The organism is Sphingomonas sp. RIT328 (genome assembly GCF_000632225.1).
Classification (GTDB): domain Bacteria; phylum Pseudomonadota; class Alphaproteobacteria; order Sphingomonadales; family Sphingomonadaceae; genus Sphingomonas; species Sphingomonas kyungheensis.
In genome coordinates, this window is the sequence record NZ_JFYV01000045.1 from 134,551 (window position 1) to 152,314 (window position 17,764).

Here is a 17,764-nt window from a genome sequence, read left to right on the forward strand (position 1 = left end):
AGTCCGGCTCTTTCATGATGGTTGGTTGAGGTGATGGGAACGTTGATGGGCGATGTCCCCGACCGCAAGACCATCATGAACAGCGATCGCAGCCCTCGACCTGTCCTTGTCGGACGATGAAATCGCAAGGCTGGACGCACCATACATTCTTCCGTGTAGTGGTCGGCTTCTCTTGATTGGGAGATGAGACCCAAAAGACGACATTCTTTCATTCGTCGTCTTGCGCTGCCCATTTTTGGACATCTGTTCATATTCGCCCGCTACCGCGACCGGCGATGGCGGAAATGGCCAGAAGTGGGGCATTTCCAACGTTCGGTTGCGACATTCCGAACGGCAGCTTGTCAGAAGAGGATCCTCGCTCAGCGCTGCTGCGCGCCTCAGACAGCTCGAAAGGCGGACGCAAACAAGGTCATCGGAACTCAAAGCGCATCTATGTAGATGCGCGTCCGGCGGAGACCAGGTGCCGTCTATGGAGAGGGGTGAGAACACGTTCTCGACTTCTCCGTCCCATTGGCATAGCCTCTCCTCAGTAGAAGCGTTCCGTACAACCGCCGACTCAGGGGGGTGAGATGGGCGACGACGCCGAGACGGCCGAGATATTCGGCGGACCTTGGACGATACCGACGATGGAGAATGCCGGCGCAGTGCCGGTGCTCGAAGCCGATCCGCCGAAACGACCGAACGATTTCATCATTATCCCGGGGGCTCCACGCCGCGAGGGGGTCAACGCACCCTCCTCCGCGCCATGGAAGGGCGTGGTGCTGATGAAGTTCACCTTCAGAGGGAACTTGATCCGGGTTGGGACCGGCTTCTTCATCGATCGGCACGTCCTTCTTACCGTGCGACACAACCTCGACCCTGCCAACTTCGACCAAGCCGGATTCTGGCCGGGGTTAGACGCCCAGTCGAACCCCGCCGCACGACCGCTGACGATCAAGGCTAACGCTCGTCACGACCGGCTCGACCTCGCGGTGCTCATCACCGAGGAGGCGGCGGATTGGCACTTCACCGCCAATGCCGCGCCACCCGCACCGCCCGCCAAAGCGACCCTTGCCGGCTACGCGATGCCGTATCCGGACGGTACCCCACAGCTCACGCAAGCGTCCGGCGAGGTTGCATACGGCGGCGGCGACCTGCTCGCCTATAGGATCAACACGAGGCCTGGCGACAGCGGCGCGCCGGTGTTCGACGCGGGAGGCGGAGTGGCGCTCGGGATCCATAGCGACCCGCCGCTCGGCTCGGCGACAATGAACGCCGGGATACGCTTCACGGCCGGCGTGGTGGCCGAGATCCACCGTCTGACTGTGCTTGCACAGTCGCACGCATGAACAGGGAGACGTCGGAATGAGATTTACGATCGCCGCAGTGCTCGCGTCTGCGATTGTTCTCCCTGGATGCACTCAAGGCCTCCCTGGTCTGCGGCCGCTCAGCTACGCCTCCGCCGGCGAGGCACGGATCTTTCTTTCCGAAGAGGCCTGCGTACACGACGAAAACGGCAAGGAGTTCGCCGGGCTACTAGCGGCGGTGGCCACCACCGCAGCCTCAGTGCTGCTGGAGAACTTCGGGACCGCGCTCAAGAATGGTGCGGCGGGTGGCGCCCTGCCAACGGTAACGGCGACACGCAACATGACCTTGGAGCCGGGCCGAATTCCGAGATGCATCACCTTCATCCGCGGATCCTTCGATGCAGGAACGGGGAAGACCCAGAAAGTAGACTGGGAGAGGGCGCTCGGGTTCTCGGCCACGGCACAGCCCGAGATGCAGACGCGGCTCGCCAGCCTACATGTTCCCGACTTGTACCGACTCGACCACTTTATCGAATTTAGGCTCGTCGAGGCACCCGAGCGAAGGGCGCTCACCTACTTTCCCGTCTTTACGCTAGTCGCCAAGTCGCTGGACGGTTCAGCCAAGGGACGGCGCGACCTCTCCATAAACGTGAAGTTTAGTCGGCCCGGTGCGCAGGATGCCGGTGGGCCGGTCCTGCTCGCCGACCGCAACATCGGCCAGCGCTATGTTCTGAAGGTCGATCCGGGCAGCGGACGCGCCGACTACGAGGCGCCCTGGTTCACGTTCCCGAACGGGCTCGTCCCGAAAGAGGTCGTTACCACGGGTGCAGGCGTGGGTACCGATGCCGCGGTCACCGCTACGCTTCACACCGCCGGAGGTATCACGGCGGGCTCAGGTTTGGGAGGCGCGGGCACGAGCCCGCCGCCTGCGACGAGTTCGCAGCTCGTCGACCCTTACTCCACCACCTCCACCGCGATCCCGGTGACGGTGACTGTCACCGTCGTCGAGACCCGACCCACGAACGAGGCGCTCGCCTTCGTCGCGTCGGTCTTCAATGGCGTGCGCCCCCAGATCAGCTCCGCGCTCGGTCCGATCCTGAGTTCAGACGTCGCGGCGACGGAACAGACGGCCGACCTCATGGCGCAGGGCGAATACGCGACCGCTCTTGGCGCCGCCAAGACCGCGCTGATCGCCTATTGCGAGACCGCCAGCACCGCCACCGACGCGGCGGGCCGAAGCGAGCGGCTTACGCGTTCCGCGGCGGCGCGTGCTTCGCAGCTCATGGCCAACTCCGCAGCGATCAAGACCGGCGCTGCCCTGCCCTTCACCTCGATCGTAGTAATCGGCGATGGTACAGTCGACGCGACAAAGGCCGTCGGGTGCACGGCCTGACGCTCGTAAACCATTCCGGCGGAACCTCGCGTCGCGGCCGCGCACGGGTCACTAACTCACGAGCAAGGAACGTCGGGCGTCATTCAGTCAGCCGAATCGGTCCGGAACCGCGTCGAGCCGCCTGAGGCCCTTCGAACCTTCCGCGTTCCTCGCCCAAACCTCCGACGTCGAGCAACCTAGAGTGGTCGGCGTCGCGAGTCACACAACCCGCCGAAGTCCGACTCAGATCAAACCTGGTCAGTTATGCGCACCTACACGCCTCCTGAAAGCTTCCGTTGGTTCAGGTGACATCCTATAGCTGGTCTGGGCCGTTTGCTGACCGGCGGCTTTGTCGGCGGCGATCTCGATACTGAACCTTCAATTGCGGTGATTTCAAGCTGCTTAAAGAGGACAGTAGGCAGGCCGCCGCACATCCCGTCGACGAAACCAATCAGAACGTATAGAGAACTATACCTCGTGAGTCCGTCCTTTGGTGAAACGGTTGACGATCACAGACCATGACGCCTTGAATCGCGTAGAACGCCAGAGAGATGGCGTTAGCGAGGTGAGACAGCTCGTCGTCAGACACATTGTTGAGGCAGAACTCTATTTCGGTTTGGTCGCGGCGGTTCACGCGGATCGTTCGGAAGCCGCCTCCTTGGAACAGCTTCGCAGCCTCGTCCGCGGTCTCTGATCGCACCCGAATCCGCGCGCCGATCAGCCTCTTCGATGGTGGTCTGCCCGGCATGCATGCCTGTATGAAGGCGGTCTTAAAGCCTGAAAGTGATGACGTGGACGGAGTGGTCGATGTCGAGGATGGTCTTCTGCAAGGCTGCCGACGATGGACCGAGCTTCCCAGCCGGATCGATCACGCCTCAACGCCTTCCAGCCGGCCACTCGACCGTCGCCTCCCGGCCCGTGTCGTCCTCCGGGCGCCGTGCTTGGAAAACCGCCGGGCTTCAAGAAGCGGGGACGCGTGGTAGGCTGCGTCGTCCACGTCCCGGAGCACACGCATGCTCGAAACGCTCACCGTCCTACCCAAGCTGATCGACGCGTTCATCGCCGGCGTCGTGGAGTTCTTCTACCGCTTCGTGACGGGGGTCCTGCGGATTGATGCGGCGCCCCTCCGCGCCGCCGTGGCGCTGCAGGCGCGTTCGAAGGCGCTGAGCTCTAGGACCATGCTCTTCCTCAGCGCCTGTGTCTGCAGCGCTGCACGCTTCGTCACTGTCCCGAATCTCGGCCTGCTTCGTCGCGAAGCGGGGATGGGCGCCGTCTTCCCCCTCATCGTGGTCCTCTACGTGCTGTTCGATCTGGCCAGCCTCGCCGCCGCGCAGATCCTGGGTGGTCCTGCGAGCAGCCGGCGTGCCGCGAGATCGCTGATGCGCTACGGCTTCGCCGCATCGCTCGTCTCGACAGGCCTCGTCGCCCTCGTCCTCCAGTGCTTCATCGTTGCGGGCATGATCGACCTGCAGGCGTTCCGCGACTTCGCCGAACGCCGGGGGGCGATCGGCATCGTGGCCCTCGTCGCGGGAATGGTCCTGGTGGCGTGCGCGAGCTGGTATCAACCCGCGGTGATCGCGATGTCCCTTTCGGATCGTCGACGGACATCGACTGGGCGCAAGCGGGGCATCGCCATCGGCACGGGGCTGTCCGCCATCGCCTTCTGCTACCTGCTCTACGGCCTGCAGATCGCATCCGCCCGCGTGGACGGGACGCTGGGCGGCAGGATATCGGCTCGGAACCTCGTCTGCGAGATGGATGACGGCGCCGTCCGGGTGATCGGAGCGATCTTCAACGAAAGGATCAATCCCGCCGCGTTCTCCAGACGCTCGCTCTGGCTACGCATCGCACCGGAGTTCGCCCGCGGCAGCCGAGCCTCGGAGGCGATGAAGGTCGGTCACTTCGACGTCGCGCTGCGGAAGCTGGACGGCGACGTGCTGCTGCTGAAACCCGGCGAAGCGGCCGTGTTCAAGGCGCAGACCACGCTGGATCCGGCCCGTGCGAACCGTATCGGCCGGAGGACGGGGGCCGCGGCCTGCATGCTGACGCCTCGCAGGTTCGACATGCCGGACCTGTTCGACTCCGCGATCGCCGAGATGGACATCCTTCCGCCGAGCGAGGATGCGGAGCCGGCCTTCTACGGCGAGGTGCCGCGTTACGATCCACGCCGCGGGGCGATGCCGCGACTCGATCGGCGCCGCCGATCGGAGACGCCATGACCGCGTCGCCCCCCTCACCGCTCGAGATCCTCTATCGTCAGTAGCTGCAGCCCGCCCACCATCCGCCCGCCTGACGGCTCGAACACGGGGTCGACCGCCAGCCGCATGCCCGAGGCAACGACGTACCGCATGGAGGCGTCGAGTCCTCGTCCGTCAGCAGCGATACGGTCTCGTAGGCCGCCACTTGGACTCCCGCCTCTCGACAGTTGGTCACCTTCCTCGCTAGGCTTAGGGGGTCGGTGCTCGCGAGGACGAAGGCGTCGTCGCCGATCCACGTGCCATCCTGCGCATCCCGAATTACGATCACGGGCGCATCCACGATACCTTAATGAAGGGGGTTCGGACCACGAAGATGCGATCACCTCGAACTCCGTAGGCTTGAGCGGCACGTTCAAGCTTCTGTGCGGCGCCATGATCAACTCCAGGCGTTCGTGCCGCCGTCCGCCGATCGATCGTCGTGGCGGAGCAGGGCCCACTTTTTTTTCGAGCGGGTCATCCTACTCACCGGACAGGTGTGGCTCAGATCGCGCAGATCGCAATCCGGCGCTAACGCTCGAGCGAGGCGACGTGCTCCACGACCGACGCTATGAAGGCCCGGAGGCGATTCAGACGCCTCAGGTCGCGATGATATCCCATCCAGATGTGCCGCATCGGCGGTTCGGTCGGGGTCTCCAGTCGCCGCAGATCCATCATTCCGTCTCCGACGACCCGAGGAAGCGCGGCGATGCCGATTCCATGCGCGCAGGCGCGGCTCTGCACGTTGCGGTTGTTCGATCGCATCACCGGGGTGGCGTTGGGGAAGACGGACTGAAGCCATTCTATGTCGGGGAACCTTCCGGTCGAAGTGTCATGGGTGATCAGTCGGAAACCCGAGCCGTCTCCGGCGATCGGTTCGGGCGCGCCTGCCGCGACGTAGGCGGCATAGGGCAGGTCGGCCAGACGTCGCTGTACGATGTCCGACCCGTCGAACGGCACGATCCTGAACGCGACGTCGGCCTCGCGCTGCGCGAGGTTGAATAGGCGCGTGCCCGTCAGGATCTCTATCTCGACGTGGGGATAGGCCTCGGCGAACCGAGCCATCGCGGGTGGCAGCACGTAGGCGCCGAACCAATCGGCCGAGGACACGCGCAGACGTCCTTCCAGGCGCTGCTCCTCTCCGGCCAGCCGACGCTGCATAGACAACGCCCCCTCCTCCATCTGCTCGGCGAGCGACAGCACCGCGGAGCCTTCCTCGGTGAGGACGAGGCCTTCCGCCGTCCGCTGGAACAGCGTCTGGCCGGTCGCACCCTCCAATGCACGAAGCCGCCTCGCTATCGTCGGATGGCTCACTCCTAGCGCTCGGGACGCGGCCCCGAGCGAGCCTGCCCGCGCCGCGGCGAGGAAGATCCTGACGTCGCTCCATTCCATACCCGACCCCTTACGATTACGTTTGGAAGGAGGACACAATAGTCAGTACCCTGACGTTTTGGAAAGGCCTAGCGCGTGTCATCGGGCGTCGACGTCGCGACCCGGGGAGAACTTGCATGCGCTTCTGGGAAGGAGTTCCGGTCCCCACCGTTCGACGCGGCCACTTCTGGATAGCCGGCGAGCGGTTCGAACTAGACGGGCGAACCTGCCAACGCGCGCCTCTGTTCGCGCAGTGGGAGGCGCCAGAGGTCGTGACGCGGCCCCATCCCGTAGTGCTCGTGCACGGCGGCGGCTACCAGGGCACGGAGTGGCTCGACACGCCGGACGGGCGGCCGGGCTGGGCTCAGCGGCTGGTCGAGGCTGGATACGCCGTCGTCTTGGTGGATCGACCCGGACATGGGAGATCGCCTTATCACGTGGAGACGCTCGGCCCGATGGGCCCGCCCTTTTCCTACGAGTCGGCCCGGAGCATCTACTTTCCGGACGGCGCCGGGGACGCCCATACCCAGTGGCCCCTCGGGCGGGATGACCCGGCAGCGATGGACGCCTTCGTCGCCGGCTATGGTCCCCTTCCCGCCGACCTCGCGGTTTCGCAGGACGTCGATGCGGATCGACTCGCGCGTCTACTCGACCGCGTCGGCCCCGCCGTGCTGCTGACCCATTCGGCGTCGGGACCCGTCGGCTGGACGGTGGCGGATCGGCGGCCGGACCTGGTCGTCGGCATCGTCGCGATCGAACCCATAGGGCCGCCCTTCGCTCGGATCCCGAACATCGGATCGCTCGAATGGGGCCTCGCAGCCGTTCCGATGAACTACGATCCACCGGTATCGACGAAGACCCGGATGCGCGAAGCGGCTCCAGGGAGCCTGTCGCTCCCGAACCTGCGGGATCTGCCGATCGTCGCGGTGACCGCCGAGGCGTCCGCCTTCGCCGCTGCGAGCGCGCCGACGGTCGCCATGCTGCGGGAGGCCGGCGCGGACGCCGAACTGCTGCATCTGCCGGACCATGGCGTCCACGGTAACGGACATGGACTGATCTTCGAGAGGAACTCGGACGACGCGTTGCAGCCCGTGAGGCGCTGGCTCGAGCGGCGCTTCGAGCGAACCGACCAGATGGAAAGAGGAGAATGACGATGGACGTGGGATTCGTTGGTTTGGGGGCCATGGGCGGCGCTATGGCCGCCAATCTCGTCAAGGCGGGGCACCGTGTCCGCGCTTGGAACCGTTCGGGCGATCCGAGCATCGACGGTCTCGAGATGGTGGCCACGCCAAGGGAAGCGTTCCAAGGCGACGCCGTGCTCACCATGCTGTCGGACGATGCGGCGATCCGTGAGGTCCTGCTCGATGGACGGGTGCTGGACGGGGCGCGCGGAAACCTGATCCACGTCGTGACTTCCACGATATCGACGGCGTTCGCCGGCGAACTCGCCGAGATCCACGAGCGAATCGGGCTGGGCTACGTCTCCGCCCCGGTGCTCGGTCGACCGGACGTCGCGAGGGAGGGACAGCTCAACATCCTGACCGGTGGCGCGCAGGACGTGGTGGCGCGCGTCCGCCCCCTGCTGGAGGTTCTCGGCAAAAAGGTCTGGCACATGGGCGACGATCCACGGCACGCAAATGCCGCCAAGATCGCCGCCAACATGATGATCACCATGGCGATCGAAGCGCTCGCCGAAGCGGTGGTGCTGACGGAGAGCGCGGGCCTTTCCCGCGACGCGTTCTTCGATCTTATCCTGAATACGCTGTTCGGCTGCCGTTCCTACCAGAGCTACAGCGCTCACATCGCGCAGGACAGCTACGAGCCCGGCTTCAAGGCGATCCTCGGACTGAAGGATCTCCGGCTCGCGACCGAGATCGCCCGAGGCGCTGGCAGGCGGCTGCCGGTGCTCGACGCCGTGCGCGAACGGATGCGCGACGCGGTCGAGGCCGGCATGGGGGAGCGCGACTGGTCGGCGATGGCCGACTTCACCATCAATCACGCGTGAGGTCTCCATGTCGCTCGTCCACGCCAGCCGTCATCGGAGCGACTGCACGCCCTTCGATCCTTGCCGTCCACATCGCGCGAGCCTTCCGGGCATGCGAATGTCCCCGAGACATGCCGGATCGCGGTCCTGCGGATCGATCCTTTCAGAAGAAGATGATGCGGTCACCATCGCGGCAGCCGAGCGCGGGGGACGCGACGCCGCCTCGCCGGCATCGGGAGGGCGGAACGCGGGGGTCACGGGCATGCCGCGGTCGGTCGGGGGGAAGCCCGTCCGGATGAAGGCTCGCGCGATCCTGAAAGAGGGAGAAGTCGCATGAAGACGTGGCTGGTCACCGGATGCTCGAGCGGGTTCGGCAGCGTTCTGGCGAGCGCGGTCCTCGCTCGCGGCGATCGCCTGGTCGCGACGGCGCGGCGGCCCGAGACGCTTGATCCCCTCGTTCGCCTTCATCCGGACACGGTGCGTGCTGTCGCGCTCGACGTGACCGTTCCGGGACAGGCCGCCGCCGCCGTGCGCGTAGCGCAGCAGGCGTTTGGAGGCCTCGACGTCCTGGTCAACAACGCCGGCTTCGGCTTCGTCGGCGCGATCGAGGAAGGCGAGCCGCACGAATATCGACCGATGTTCGAGGCGAACGTCTTCGGGCTGGTGGAGACGACGCGCGCCGCCCTTCCGGCGCTTCGCGAGAGGCGGGGGCGCGTCGTGAACATCTCCTCCGTCGGAGGGCTCGTCGGCAGGGCTGGCATGGGGTTCTACAACGCGACGAAGTTCGCGGTGGAGGGCCTGTCCGAGGCATTGGCGCAGGAGGTCGAGCCGCTTGGGTTGAGGGTGATCATCGTGGAACCCGGCCCGTTTCGAACCGACTTCCTCGGTCGTTCGATCGGGGAGGCCGCGCGCAGGATCCCCGCCTACGACGCGACCGCCGGCGCCGCGCGCGCCTACCGCGAAGGCAACGATGGCCGTCAGAGCGGCGATCCGACGAAGGCGATCGCGGTGCTGCTCAAGGCCGTCGACGCCGACGACCCGCCGCTGCACCTTCCACTCGGCCAGACCGCCTACGACGCCGCCCGCGCGAAGCTCCTCGCCCTGCTCGCATCGATGGATCGCTGGGAAGCCGACGCGACCGCGACCGGCTTCCCCTGACGCCTTCGGAACCCGCGCTTCACGCACATCCAACGGAGACATCCATGAACATCCTCCAGAAGAGCGCCATGCTCTGCGTCGCCTTCGCAAGCACGGCGCTCGCTCCTCCGAGCGCCATCTCCTTCGCTCGAGGTCCGGCACGGCCCGAGGCCGTCCGCAAGCCGGCCGAGTTCCGTCGGGTGCTCGTAGGGAGGATAACGGTGATCGCTCTCTCCGACGGGTCGGTCACCGTGCCTATGGGAACCTTGCTGAGCATCGGTCCCGATCGGACCGCCGCGGCGTTGCCCCGTCGTGAGGAGGCCGCCGGCTATCCGCTGCCGGTGAACGCCTACCTCGTCCTCGCGGGTGGCAAGCTCGTCCTGGTCGACGCAGGCTGCGGCACCTTCTGCGGCCCGACCGCCGGACGTCTCGTCGAAAGCCTCCGGTCGGCCGGGTATCGCCCGGAGCAGATCGATGAAGTCTACCTTACCCATCTGCATGTCGACCATGTCGGCGGCCTGACGCGCGAGGGCCGCGCCGTCTTCCCCAACGCCGTAGTCCGCACCGATGCCGTCGAGGCGGAATGGTGGTCGAACGCCGCCAACTCCGCGCAGACGCCCGAAGCGGCGAAGGGTACGTTCGACGCGGCGAAGGCGATGCTCGAGCCCTACATCGCGGCCGGACGTTTCCGGCCGTTCGCGAAGGGTGAACCGCTGGTCGAAGGCATCCGAGCGCTGGCGGAGCCAGGCCACACGCCGGGACATTCGGGCTACGTGGTAGGACGCGGTCGGCAGAAGCTCGTCATATGGGGCGATCTGGTGCACGCCGTCGAGGTGCAGCTCGACGATCCGAAGATTACGATCGCCTTCGACAGCGCGCCAGCGCAGGCGGCGGCGACCCGGCAGGGGGAGTTGCGCGATCTAGCTTCGACCGGGGCGCTCGTAGCTGCGGCTCATGTGCCCTTTCCCGGGATCGGCCGCGTCGGGCGGCACGGCTCCACGTTCGCCTGGAAGGCACGACGCTGACGCGTCGCCTCGCCCCCCCGCCCGCGTCCGCGGCCGCTTCGCGATCGCCTCCATTCGATCTCCACGTCACGGAACCGCCTTCGCAAATTGGCAGCGCACCGTCTGATCGAAATCCCAATGGGAATTTAGTCGACGCGCAGATATCCGGCGTCGATTGGTCATGGGACGGGCGCGTCGAACTTGGATCCAGACTTCACGGGCACTGGGAAGATGGGCATTCCTCCCGCCGTCCATCGCATCTCCTGGACTCGGGGCGAGCGTTCCGCGCCGCATCCTGCACCGGCGCGACCGTTCGCGTGGTAGACGATCCAGGTTCGAGCTCCTTCGGCCGCGGTGAAGAAGGCGTTGTGTCCTGGGGCGTAGACTCCGTTCGAGGGCGACTTACGCAGAGCTGACTCCTTGTTCTTCGTCCAGTTCGCCGGCACCATCGGATCCGCTCCCGCTCTGAGACGCAGAAGGCCGATCGCGTAGTCGTCGGACCAGCAGGCGCTTCCGGAGTAGGTGAGGAAGACGTCACCCTTCGGCCCCTTCAGGAACGCCGGCCCCTCCAGTATCTGCCGGCCGCCACGTCGCTCCCACGCCTGGTCGGGACGCGCTATAACCACGGGGGGTTCCGCCAGGGTCCACGGGTTGGCGAGAGGTGCCAGCATGATGACGCTGTCCGTTCCGTCATAGGCCGAGTAGACGAACCAGCGGCGTCCCCTCGCTTCGAACATCGTGCCGTCGATGCCGGGCAGCGGCGTAGCTATGCGGCCGCGGTCGATCCACTGCCCGGACAGGGGATCGGCTCCGTCGTTCTCCAGAACGAAGACGCCCCGGTGGGCGTCGTCGTCATGTCCGGCTTCGGCAGCCGTGTAGTAGATGTACCATCGTCCATCGATGCGGTGCATCTCGGGTGCCCATATCGAAACGGCATTTGGTCCGGAGGGTCGCGGGCGCCAGATCACCACCTCCTGCGCGTCGGCCAGTCGCCCGAGATCCTTGGTCCGGCGGATGGCCAGTCGATCGCCACGCGTCGCCATGAAGTAGAACCATCCCCCCTCCCGAAGAACGAAGGGGTCGGCGCCGGAGGCTAGGATCGGGTTGGTCATTAAGGCCAGCGTGTCGGATGCCGCAGCCGGTCTGACCGCAAGCGCTCCGAGAACTAGCATTATCTTCGTTGGCAATCCCACCGCAACTCCCCCATCATCACGAGCGCTTATCAGCCGGAGCACGACGACACGCTTTCGATGTCTCGACGAATCGATCGCCGACGCTGCCTACGGACGATCCGGCATGCCCTTCCCACGGTCGAGGATTCGTTCAGTCGACCGCATCGGCCGTCGCCGCTTCGAACCTGGTTCGGCCGCCGGACGTGCATGCGCCGTCTGCGACAACAGGTATCATGCCGGGGCGCGGGTCGGCGATCCGCCGGGATCCGACTTCAAGCGCTCGTGAAGCTCCAGCGCGCTCCGCTCGACCCAGCATTCCGCAAGCCGCCGCCCCTCCACGCGCCAGATGGCGATCCCGGAGAACTCGACCGGTCGCTGGTCCGCCGGCAATCCGAACATTCCGTTGTTGAAGCCTCGCGTGACCCAGCGGGAGACCACTCTGTCGCCCGCTGCGCCGGTTATGATTTCCAGATGCTCGTTCGTCGCCCCCCTGACGAGGCGCTGCATCGATTCGACCCAAGCCTTGAAGGCCTCCCGTCCCTCGACCACCTGCCCGGCCGTAGTGATGCGGTAGTCCTCGGTCATAAGCTCGTCGATGGCCGCGAGATCGTGCGGAGGTGCCCAGACCCGCTCGAAGAACTCCCGTATCAGCCCTTCAGGATTACTCATCGTCAGACCGTTCCCTTCGTCTCTCCGACTGCATCGCTCGACCCTGTCGACGCTCGTCCGCCACTGAATGCCGCACCGTGGGCGATCCCTTCCGCGCGGCCTTCGCGGCGGCTCGCGCCCAAGAGGCCTGCATACGACGTCCGAGGGTCCTTATAGGAGTACGGGGGGGCCATGCCTGTCAAGAAGCGAACCGCTTCTGCATGAAGATGCGAGCGATGCCTGCGGGACTGTCGTCCAGCGTGCCGAAGGCAGAGTAGCCGAGCTTCTCGTAGAAAGCGCGGGCTTGGAACGTCAGGGTGGTTAGCCAGGATCCGACGCAGCCGCGGCTTCGGGCGACCGCTTCCGCGCTCGTCATCAGTCTCGAACCGACGCCAGCGCCCCTGAGGGTTTCCGGCACGACGAGGTGATCCACGGTCAGCCATTGATAGACGGTCCTTCCGTAGAGGCCACCGACCGTTCGTCCGGCAGCGTCGTGGATCAGGATCGCAAGCGGATCGGGGTCCGCCGGATGGCCCCTGTCGGCATTGAATGCCATCAGGGGCTCGAGGATCGCATACCGATCGATGTCCGTCGGCGTCTCACGGATTCCCAGGGTGTAGCGCATTCATGGACCTTCGTGGCTGTCGATGAGACCCGTCGTTCGTCGCTCCGATCGCGTATGGACCGATCGTGGATGTTCGAGCGGGGGGCGTCGTCGGCGACGAACGTCGTCCTCCGCGGATTGCGTCGTCGTTCCGAAGGGTGTTCGATCTTCAAGCATTGTCGTGCCGACGACGTCGCCCGACGACCCTAGAGGCTTTCGGTCGTCGTGGACGCGTGCCCCTCCTCATCAGATGATGTCAGTCGAGCCGATCGGCTCCTCGTCGCAAGCAGGTGCGGCGAGCCCATGCTTCGTGAGCAGCGCGTGAACGTCGGCGTCTCGTCCACGAAACGCGCGGAAGCTTTCCGAAGCCGGACGGCTCGCGCCCCGTGCGAGAACCTCGGCTCGGAACGCGTCGCCGACGGATCGGTCGACAAGCCCCGCTTCCGAGAACTTCTGGAAGCCGTCCGCGGCCAGCACCTCCGCCCATAGATAGCTGTAGTAGCCGGCCGCATACCCTCCTGCGAAGATATGCGAGAATGAATGCGGAAACCGATGCCACCGCGGAGGCCTGATGACGGCGACTTCATCGCGAACCGCCTCGACGACCACCACCGGATCATTTCCCATCGTGCCGAGATGAAGAAGCAGGTCGAAGATGCCGAATTCGACCTGACGCAGAATGAACATGCCCGACTGGAACCCCCTCGCCCTCTCCATGCCGTCGAACAGGTCTCGGGGGAGCGCCTCGCCGGTCGCGTGGTGACCGGACATGCCCGTCAGCACCTCGCGATCCCACGCGAAATCCTCCATGATCTGGCTGGGCAGCTCGACGGCGTCCCATTCGAATCCCGTCGTGCCCGCGATGCTCGGACGATCGACGCGGGTGAACAGATGATGGAGGCAGTGTCCCGTCTCGTGGAGAAGCGTCAGGACGTCCCGGTGCGAAAGCAGCGACGGCGCGGCGTCGCTGAGGGGCGCGAAGTTGCAGACCATGTAGGCCACCGGCACGCCGACGGCGTCGCCGTCGTCGAGGCGGGGTCGCGCCGGGGCCATCCAGGCTCCACCGCGCTTCCCGGCCCGGGCGTGAAGATCGAGGTAGAGGCCGGCGACGACCGTTCCGTCTTCGTCCGCCACGTCGAAGTAGCGCGCGTCCTCGTGCCACAGCGACACGTCGCGACGCTCAGCCAGACGGATGCCGAACAGTCGACGGAGCAGCGTCTGCCATCCGTCCAGGACGCGTTCCAACGGAAAGAAGGCGCGTATGGCCTGTTCGTCGACCGCGTAGCGCGAGCGGCGCAGGCGTTCCGAAGCGAAGCCGACGTCCCAGGGCTGAAGGTCTCGGATTCCCAGTTCGCGTGCCGCGAAGCCGCACAGCTCGTCCATCTCTCGCTCGGCCGCGGGACGCGCACGACTGGCGAGATCGCGGAGGAACGCGAGTATCTGCCCGGCGTCGTCCGCCATCTTGGTTGCGAGAGACAGGCCGACGGGGTCGTCGAAGCCCAGCAGCCGCGCCGCTTGGTGCCGTAGTTCGAGAATGCGGGCGATCCGGCTCGAGTTGTCGAACCGGCCCGCCGTGGGACCCTGGTCCGACGCGCGGGTGCCGAAGGCCTCGTACACGCGCGCCCTCAGGCGGCGATCCTCCGCGAAGGTCAGTATGGCGGCTACGCTGGGCTGTTGGAGCGTCACCAGCCAGCCGCTCTTTCCCTGCGTCTCCGCGGCATCCCGCAGCATGGCGCGATCGGATGGGGAAAGTCCGGCGAGAAGCCCCTCGTCGGCCACCAGTTCGGACCAGGCGTCAGTGGCGTCAAGCACGGCGCTGCCGAATTCCGTCGACAGGCGGGACAGCTCGACGGAGACTTCGGCGTAGCGCGACTTCGCCTCCGGCTCCAGGGATACGCCAGCCAGCCGGAAGTCGCGGAGCGCATGCTCCACAGCAACCCGGTCCGCCGTCGGGAGGTCGGCGAAGTCTGCGGAGCGGGACAGATCGACCAGCAGATCGAACAGTTCGCGGTTCTGCTTGATCCGCATGTCCGCCTCGACCAGCCTCTCCTGCCCGGCGGCGTGCGCCTCGCGGAGGGCCGGCGTGTCTACCACCGCGTGGAGGTGGTAGACCGCGGACCAGAGCGCCTCGATCGATGCGGCGGCGCGCTCCAGCGGCATCCAGACCTCGCCGAAGGCCGTCGGCCGATCGCGGGTCAAGGCGTCGACGACGGCCTCCTGTTCCGCTATCGCGGCGTCGAGCAGCGGGCCGATCGTTGCGGGTGTGAGCGCCTCGAAGACGGGCAGTCGGGTCGGCAGGGGCAGTGCTTCGGACGACATCGTCACTCTCTTCTCCATCGGTGGGACCACGACAATCGGTATCGGACCAGTTCCGGTGCGGAAACCGGCGCGCTCAGGTCGTGACCGGAGCTCCCGGTTCTGCGGCGATGGCATGGGGCGTGTGGCCGGCGAGGAACCGTTCCGCCTCGAGCGCGGCCATGCACCCCATGCCGGCGGACGTCACGGCCTGCCGGAACTGCCTGTCCTGGACGTCGCCCGCCGCGAAGACGCCGGCGACGCTCGTCGCGGTCGAGCCGGGAGCGACCAGGATGTAGCCCTCGTCGTCCATCGCGAGCTGCCTCCTGAAGAGTCCGGTCGCAGGATCATGGCCGATCGCCACGAAGAGGCCGTCGGCCGCCAGGTCGCGCAGGCGTCCGTCCCGTCGGTCGCGCAGCTTGAGTCCGGTGACGACCCTGCCGTCGCCGAGCACCTCCGCCACCTCCGCGTGCCAGATCGGCTCTATCAGGGGATTGGCCCGCAGGCGCGCTTGGTTGGTCCGATCGGCACGCAACGCGCCGCGGCGGTGGATCAGATAGACCTTTGCGGCGAAGTTGGTGAGGTACAGCGCTTCCTCCACCGCCGTGTTGCCCCCGCCGACCACGGCGACCGTCCGGCCTCGATAGAAGAAGCCGTCGCACGTCGCGCAGGCCGACACGCCTGCTCCGCGATACCGCGTCTCGGTGTCCAGCCCCAGCCACCGCGCCGACGCGCCCGTCGCGATCACCACGGCGTCGCCGGTGTAGCGCGATCCGTCGTCCCCCACGGCGACGAACGGCTTCGCGGTCAGATCGACCTCGACGATCGTGTCGGACACAACCTGCGTCCCGACATGCGCGACCTGCGCGCGCATGCGGGCCATGAGGTCCGGTCCCATCACGCTTACGTCGCCGGGCCAGTTCTCCACGTCTGTCGTGATGGTGAGCTGCCCCCCGGGCTGGAGGCCCTCGATCAGCAGAGGCTCCAACGCGGCGCGGGCAGCATAGATGGCGGCCGTGTATCCCGCTGGACCCGAGCCGATGATCAGCACCTTGCTGTGTCGATCCACCCTCATTCCTTCCATCTCCTCACCTCCCGTCTTTCTTCTGCAGGCAGACAGCGTCTATTCCACCTCGGGACTCGTACGCTCGCCGCGCGTCCGATCGGAGCACGCACCGCATCGACCGTCCGCCGCGGGACGCGTCGGGACGGCACGAGGCCGTCGCCGGATCCACGATGGACGACGAGGTTTGGCGAGCCGGAAGCGTCCGTCCCGCCGATCGAGGCCGCTCGAGGATCGTCCTCGAGTTCCCCGGTCGCGCAGCGCGCCTGGAGCAGGCTGCCCGTCGCGCGAGATCATCGCTCCGAGACGCGCGTCCGGACGCGATCGCCTTCCGAAACCCGACCGGCAGTCTCCTCGTGCGGCTCCTCACGGAGTGGGGGTCAGCAGCGTGGCGATGCGTTCGGCCGCCGGCTGCCAGAGAAGTCCTCGCTCCGCCAGCCATTCGTCGTCGTAGTAGGTGCAGGCGTAGCGTTCGCCGCTGTCGCACAGAAGGGTCACCACGCTTCCCGTCTCGCCCGCGGCGACCATCTCACGGATTATCGCGGCGCAAGCGACGAGGTTTGTTCCGGTCGACCCGCCGACCCGGCGGCCGAGCCGCTGCGAGAGCGCCCGCATCGCCCCGAGGCTCTCTTCGTCCTCGACCGCGATCATGCGGTCTATCACCGACGGCAGGAAGCTCGGCTCGACCCTCGGACGGCCGATCCCCTCGACGCAGGACGCACGGTCGTCGGGCAGAGCCGTGATCGCCGGATCTTCGTAGTGGCGATGGAAGACGGAGTTGACCGGATCGGCTACGCACAGGCGCGTTGCGTGACGCTGGTAGCTGATGAAGCGGCCGATCGTGGCGGAGGTGCCACCGGTCCCCGCACCGCATACGATCCAGCTCGGCACGGGATGCTCCTCGCGCGCCATCTGCGCGAACAGCGATTCCGCGATGTTGTTGTTGCCTCGCCAGTCCGTCGCCCGCTCAGCGAACGTGAACTGATCCAGGAAGTATCCACCCGTCTCGCGCTCCAGTCGATAGGCGACCTCGTAGACGGTCCGCGGATCGTCGACGGGATGGATCTCCCCTCCGTAGAAGCGGATGGCGTCCAGCTTGGGTGTGGCCGTGCTGACGGGAACCACCGCGATGAACCGCAGTCCCAGCATGCGCGCGACGTACGCCTCGCTTACGGCGGTCGACCCTGAAGACGCCTCGATCACGCAGGTGTCCGGACCGAGCCGCCCGCTGCAAAGCGCATACAGGAAGAGCGAACGTGCCAGGCGATGCTTCAGACTGCCGGTGGGGTGCGAGCTCTCGTCCTTGAGGTAGAGGGTCACGCCGGGATGTCTCGGCAGATCGAGACGGATGAGGTGGGTGTCGGCCGATCGATTGTAGTCGGCCTCGATCCGCCGGACCATCTCGGCACGCCACGCGCGATCCCTTCCCCCGCTCATGCGCATGGGGTCCGTTCCCTCTGCGAAGGACATCCGGACGTCGTCGCGGACGGAACCCGCGCCGCATCCACTCCTGCCGCCGGTCGGCGGATCGCTTAGGACGCTCCGCTCGTCGCCCCGTGGCGTCGTGGCGTGTTCCTCGCCGGCCTGCTGGTCC

14 protein-coding genes are annotated in these 17,764 nt (G+C 66.4%); 7 read left to right on the top strand and 7 right to left on the bottom strand.

From position 1 onward, the window contains the following. Positions 1–569 precede the first annotated feature (569 nt). From BW41_RS16285 to BW41_RS16305, 3 genes are all read left to right on the top strand, one after another. Complete coding sequence (locus tag BW41_RS16285; RefSeq protein WP_037535629.1) at positions 570–1,328, top strand: trypsin-like serine peptidase; 759 nt, start codon at positions 570–572, stop codon at positions 1,326–1,328. Positions 1,329–1,344: 16 nt separating this feature from the next. After that, positions 1,345–2,679 carry a hypothetical protein gene (locus BW41_RS16290; RefSeq protein WP_152542367.1) on the top strand — a complete coding sequence of 445 codons (1,335 nt, stop codon included), beginning with the start codon at positions 1,345–1,347 and terminating at the stop codon, positions 2,677–2,679. A gap of 992 nt (positions 2,680–3,671) precedes the next feature. Next, on the top strand, positions 3,672–4,877 hold the full coding sequence (locus BW41_RS16305) for a hypothetical protein (RefSeq protein WP_037535633.1): 1,206 nt from the start codon (positions 3,672–3,674) through the stop codon (positions 4,875–4,877). A gap of 546 nt (positions 4,878–5,423) precedes the next feature. On the opposite strand, the gene BW41_RS16310 is transcribed toward BW41_RS16305, so the two are convergent. Next, positions 5,424–6,284: a LysR family transcriptional regulator gene (locus BW41_RS16310; protein ID WP_037535634.1), complete on the bottom strand. Its 861-nt coding sequence runs from the start codon at positions 6,282–6,284 to the stop codon at positions 5,424–5,426. Between the two features lie 116 nt (positions 6,285–6,400). Between BW41_RS16310 and BW41_RS16315 the strand changes: the two genes are divergently transcribed. The 4 genes from BW41_RS16315 to BW41_RS16330 all read left to right on the top strand — a co-directional run bounded on the left by BW41_RS16315 (position 6,401) and on the right by BW41_RS16330 (position 10,409). Beyond that, positions 6,401–7,414 carry an alpha/beta fold hydrolase gene (locus BW41_RS16315; RefSeq protein WP_037535635.1) on the top strand — a complete coding sequence of 338 codons (1,014 nt, stop codon included), beginning with the start codon at positions 6,401–6,403 and terminating at the stop codon, positions 7,412–7,414. A gap of 2 nt (positions 7,415–7,416) precedes the next feature. Further along, a complete protein-coding gene (locus BW41_RS16320) occupies positions 7,417–8,268 on the top strand; it encodes an NAD(P)-dependent oxidoreductase (RefSeq protein ID WP_037535636.1) in 852 nt (283 codons plus the stop codon). A 312-nt stretch (positions 8,269–8,580) separates the two neighbouring features. Further along, positions 8,581–9,405, top strand: coding sequence for an oxidoreductase (locus BW41_RS16325; RefSeq protein ID WP_037535637.1), 825 nt, complete (start codon positions 8,581–8,583; stop codon positions 9,403–9,405). 44 nt (positions 9,406–9,449) lie between these two features. After that, on the top strand, positions 9,450–10,409 hold the full coding sequence (locus BW41_RS16330; RefSeq protein ID WP_037535638.1) for an MBL fold metallo-hydrolase: 960 nt from the start codon (positions 9,450–9,452) through the stop codon (positions 10,407–10,409). A 158-nt stretch (positions 10,410–10,567) separates the two neighbouring features. Here the strand turns inward: BW41_RS16330 and BW41_RS16335 are convergent, their stop codons facing one another. The 6 genes from BW41_RS16335 to BW41_RS16360 form a co-directional block, all read right to left on the bottom strand. After that, positions 10,568–11,623, bottom strand: a complete 1,056-nt coding sequence (locus tag BW41_RS16335) for a glycoside hydrolase family 43 protein (RefSeq protein ID WP_235199807.1) — start codon at positions 11,621–11,623, stop codon at positions 10,568–10,570. Positions 11,624–11,791: 168 nt separating this feature from the next. After that, a complete protein-coding gene (locus BW41_RS16340) occupies positions 11,792–12,229 on the bottom strand; it encodes an ester cyclase (RefSeq protein WP_037535641.1) in 438 nt (145 codons plus the stop codon). Between the two features lie 178 nt (positions 12,230–12,407). Next, positions 12,408–12,833: a GNAT family N-acetyltransferase gene (locus BW41_RS16345; RefSeq protein ID WP_200870452.1), complete on the bottom strand. Its 426-nt coding sequence runs from the start codon at positions 12,831–12,833 to the stop codon at positions 12,408–12,410. Between the two features lie 225 nt (positions 12,834–13,058). Then, complete coding sequence (locus tag BW41_RS16350) at positions 13,059–15,131, bottom strand: M3 family metallopeptidase (RefSeq protein WP_051583620.1); 2,073 nt, start codon at positions 15,129–15,131, stop codon at positions 13,059–13,061. Positions 15,132–15,204: 73 nt separating this feature from the next. Further along, complete coding sequence (gene trxB / locus BW41_RS16355; protein ID WP_037535642.1) at positions 15,205–16,182, bottom strand: thioredoxin-disulfide reductase; 978 nt, start codon at positions 16,180–16,182, stop codon at positions 15,205–15,207. 354 nt (positions 16,183–16,536) lie between these two features. Beyond that, positions 16,537–17,607: a PLP-dependent cysteine synthase family protein gene (locus BW41_RS16360; protein WP_037535769.1), complete on the bottom strand. Its 1,071-nt coding sequence runs from the start codon at positions 17,605–17,607 to the stop codon at positions 16,537–16,539. Positions 17,608–17,764: the final 157 nt, after the last annotated feature.

What these genes read in the sequence shown, in the direction of transcription:
- BW41_RS16285 (WP_037535629.1), top strand. Translation starts at nt 570, where the DNA reads ATGGGCGACGACGCCGAGACGGCCGAGATATTCGGCGGACCTTGGACG.
- BW41_RS16290 (WP_152542367.1), top strand. Translation starts at nt 1,345, where the DNA reads ATGAGATTTACGATCGCCGCAGTGCTCGCGTCTGCGATTGTTCTCCCT.
- BW41_RS16305 (WP_037535633.1), top strand. Translation starts at nt 3,672, where the DNA reads ATGCTCGAAACGCTCACCGTCCTACCCAAGCTGATCGACGCGTTCATC.
- BW41_RS16310 (WP_037535634.1), bottom strand. Translation starts at nt 6,284, where the DNA reads ATGGAATGGAGCGACGTCAGGATCTTCCTCGCCGCGGCGCGGGCAGGC.
- BW41_RS16315 (WP_037535635.1), top strand. Translation starts at nt 6,401, where the DNA reads ATGCGCTTCTGGGAAGGAGTTCCGGTCCCCACCGTTCGACGCGGCCAC.
- BW41_RS16320 (WP_037535636.1), top strand. Translation starts at nt 7,417, where the DNA reads ATGGACGTGGGATTCGTTGGTTTGGGGGCCATGGGCGGCGCTATGGCC.
- BW41_RS16325 (WP_037535637.1), top strand. Translation starts at nt 8,581, where the DNA reads ATGAAGACGTGGCTGGTCACCGGATGCTCGAGCGGGTTCGGCAGCGTT.
- BW41_RS16330 (WP_037535638.1), top strand. Translation starts at nt 9,450, where the DNA reads ATGAACATCCTCCAGAAGAGCGCCATGCTCTGCGTCGCCTTCGCAAGC.
- BW41_RS16340 (WP_037535641.1), bottom strand. Translation starts at nt 12,229, where the DNA reads ATGAGTAATCCTGAAGGGCTGATACGGGAGTTCTTCGAGCGGGTCTGG.
- BW41_RS16345 (WP_200870452.1), bottom strand. Translation starts at nt 12,833, where the DNA reads ATGCGCTACACCCTGGGAATCCGTGAGACGCCGACGGACATCGATCGG.
- BW41_RS16350 (WP_051583620.1), bottom strand. Translation starts at nt 15,131, where the DNA reads ATGTCGTCCGAAGCACTGCCCCTGCCGACCCGACTGCCCGTCTTCGAG.
- trxB (WP_037535642.1), bottom strand. Translation starts at nt 16,182, where the DNA reads ATGAGGGTGGATCGACACAGCAAGGTGCTGATCATCGGCTCGGGTCCA.
- BW41_RS16360 (WP_037535769.1), bottom strand. Translation starts at nt 17,607, where the DNA reads ATGAGCGGGGGAAGGGATCGCGCGTGGCGTGCCGAGATGGTCCGGCGG.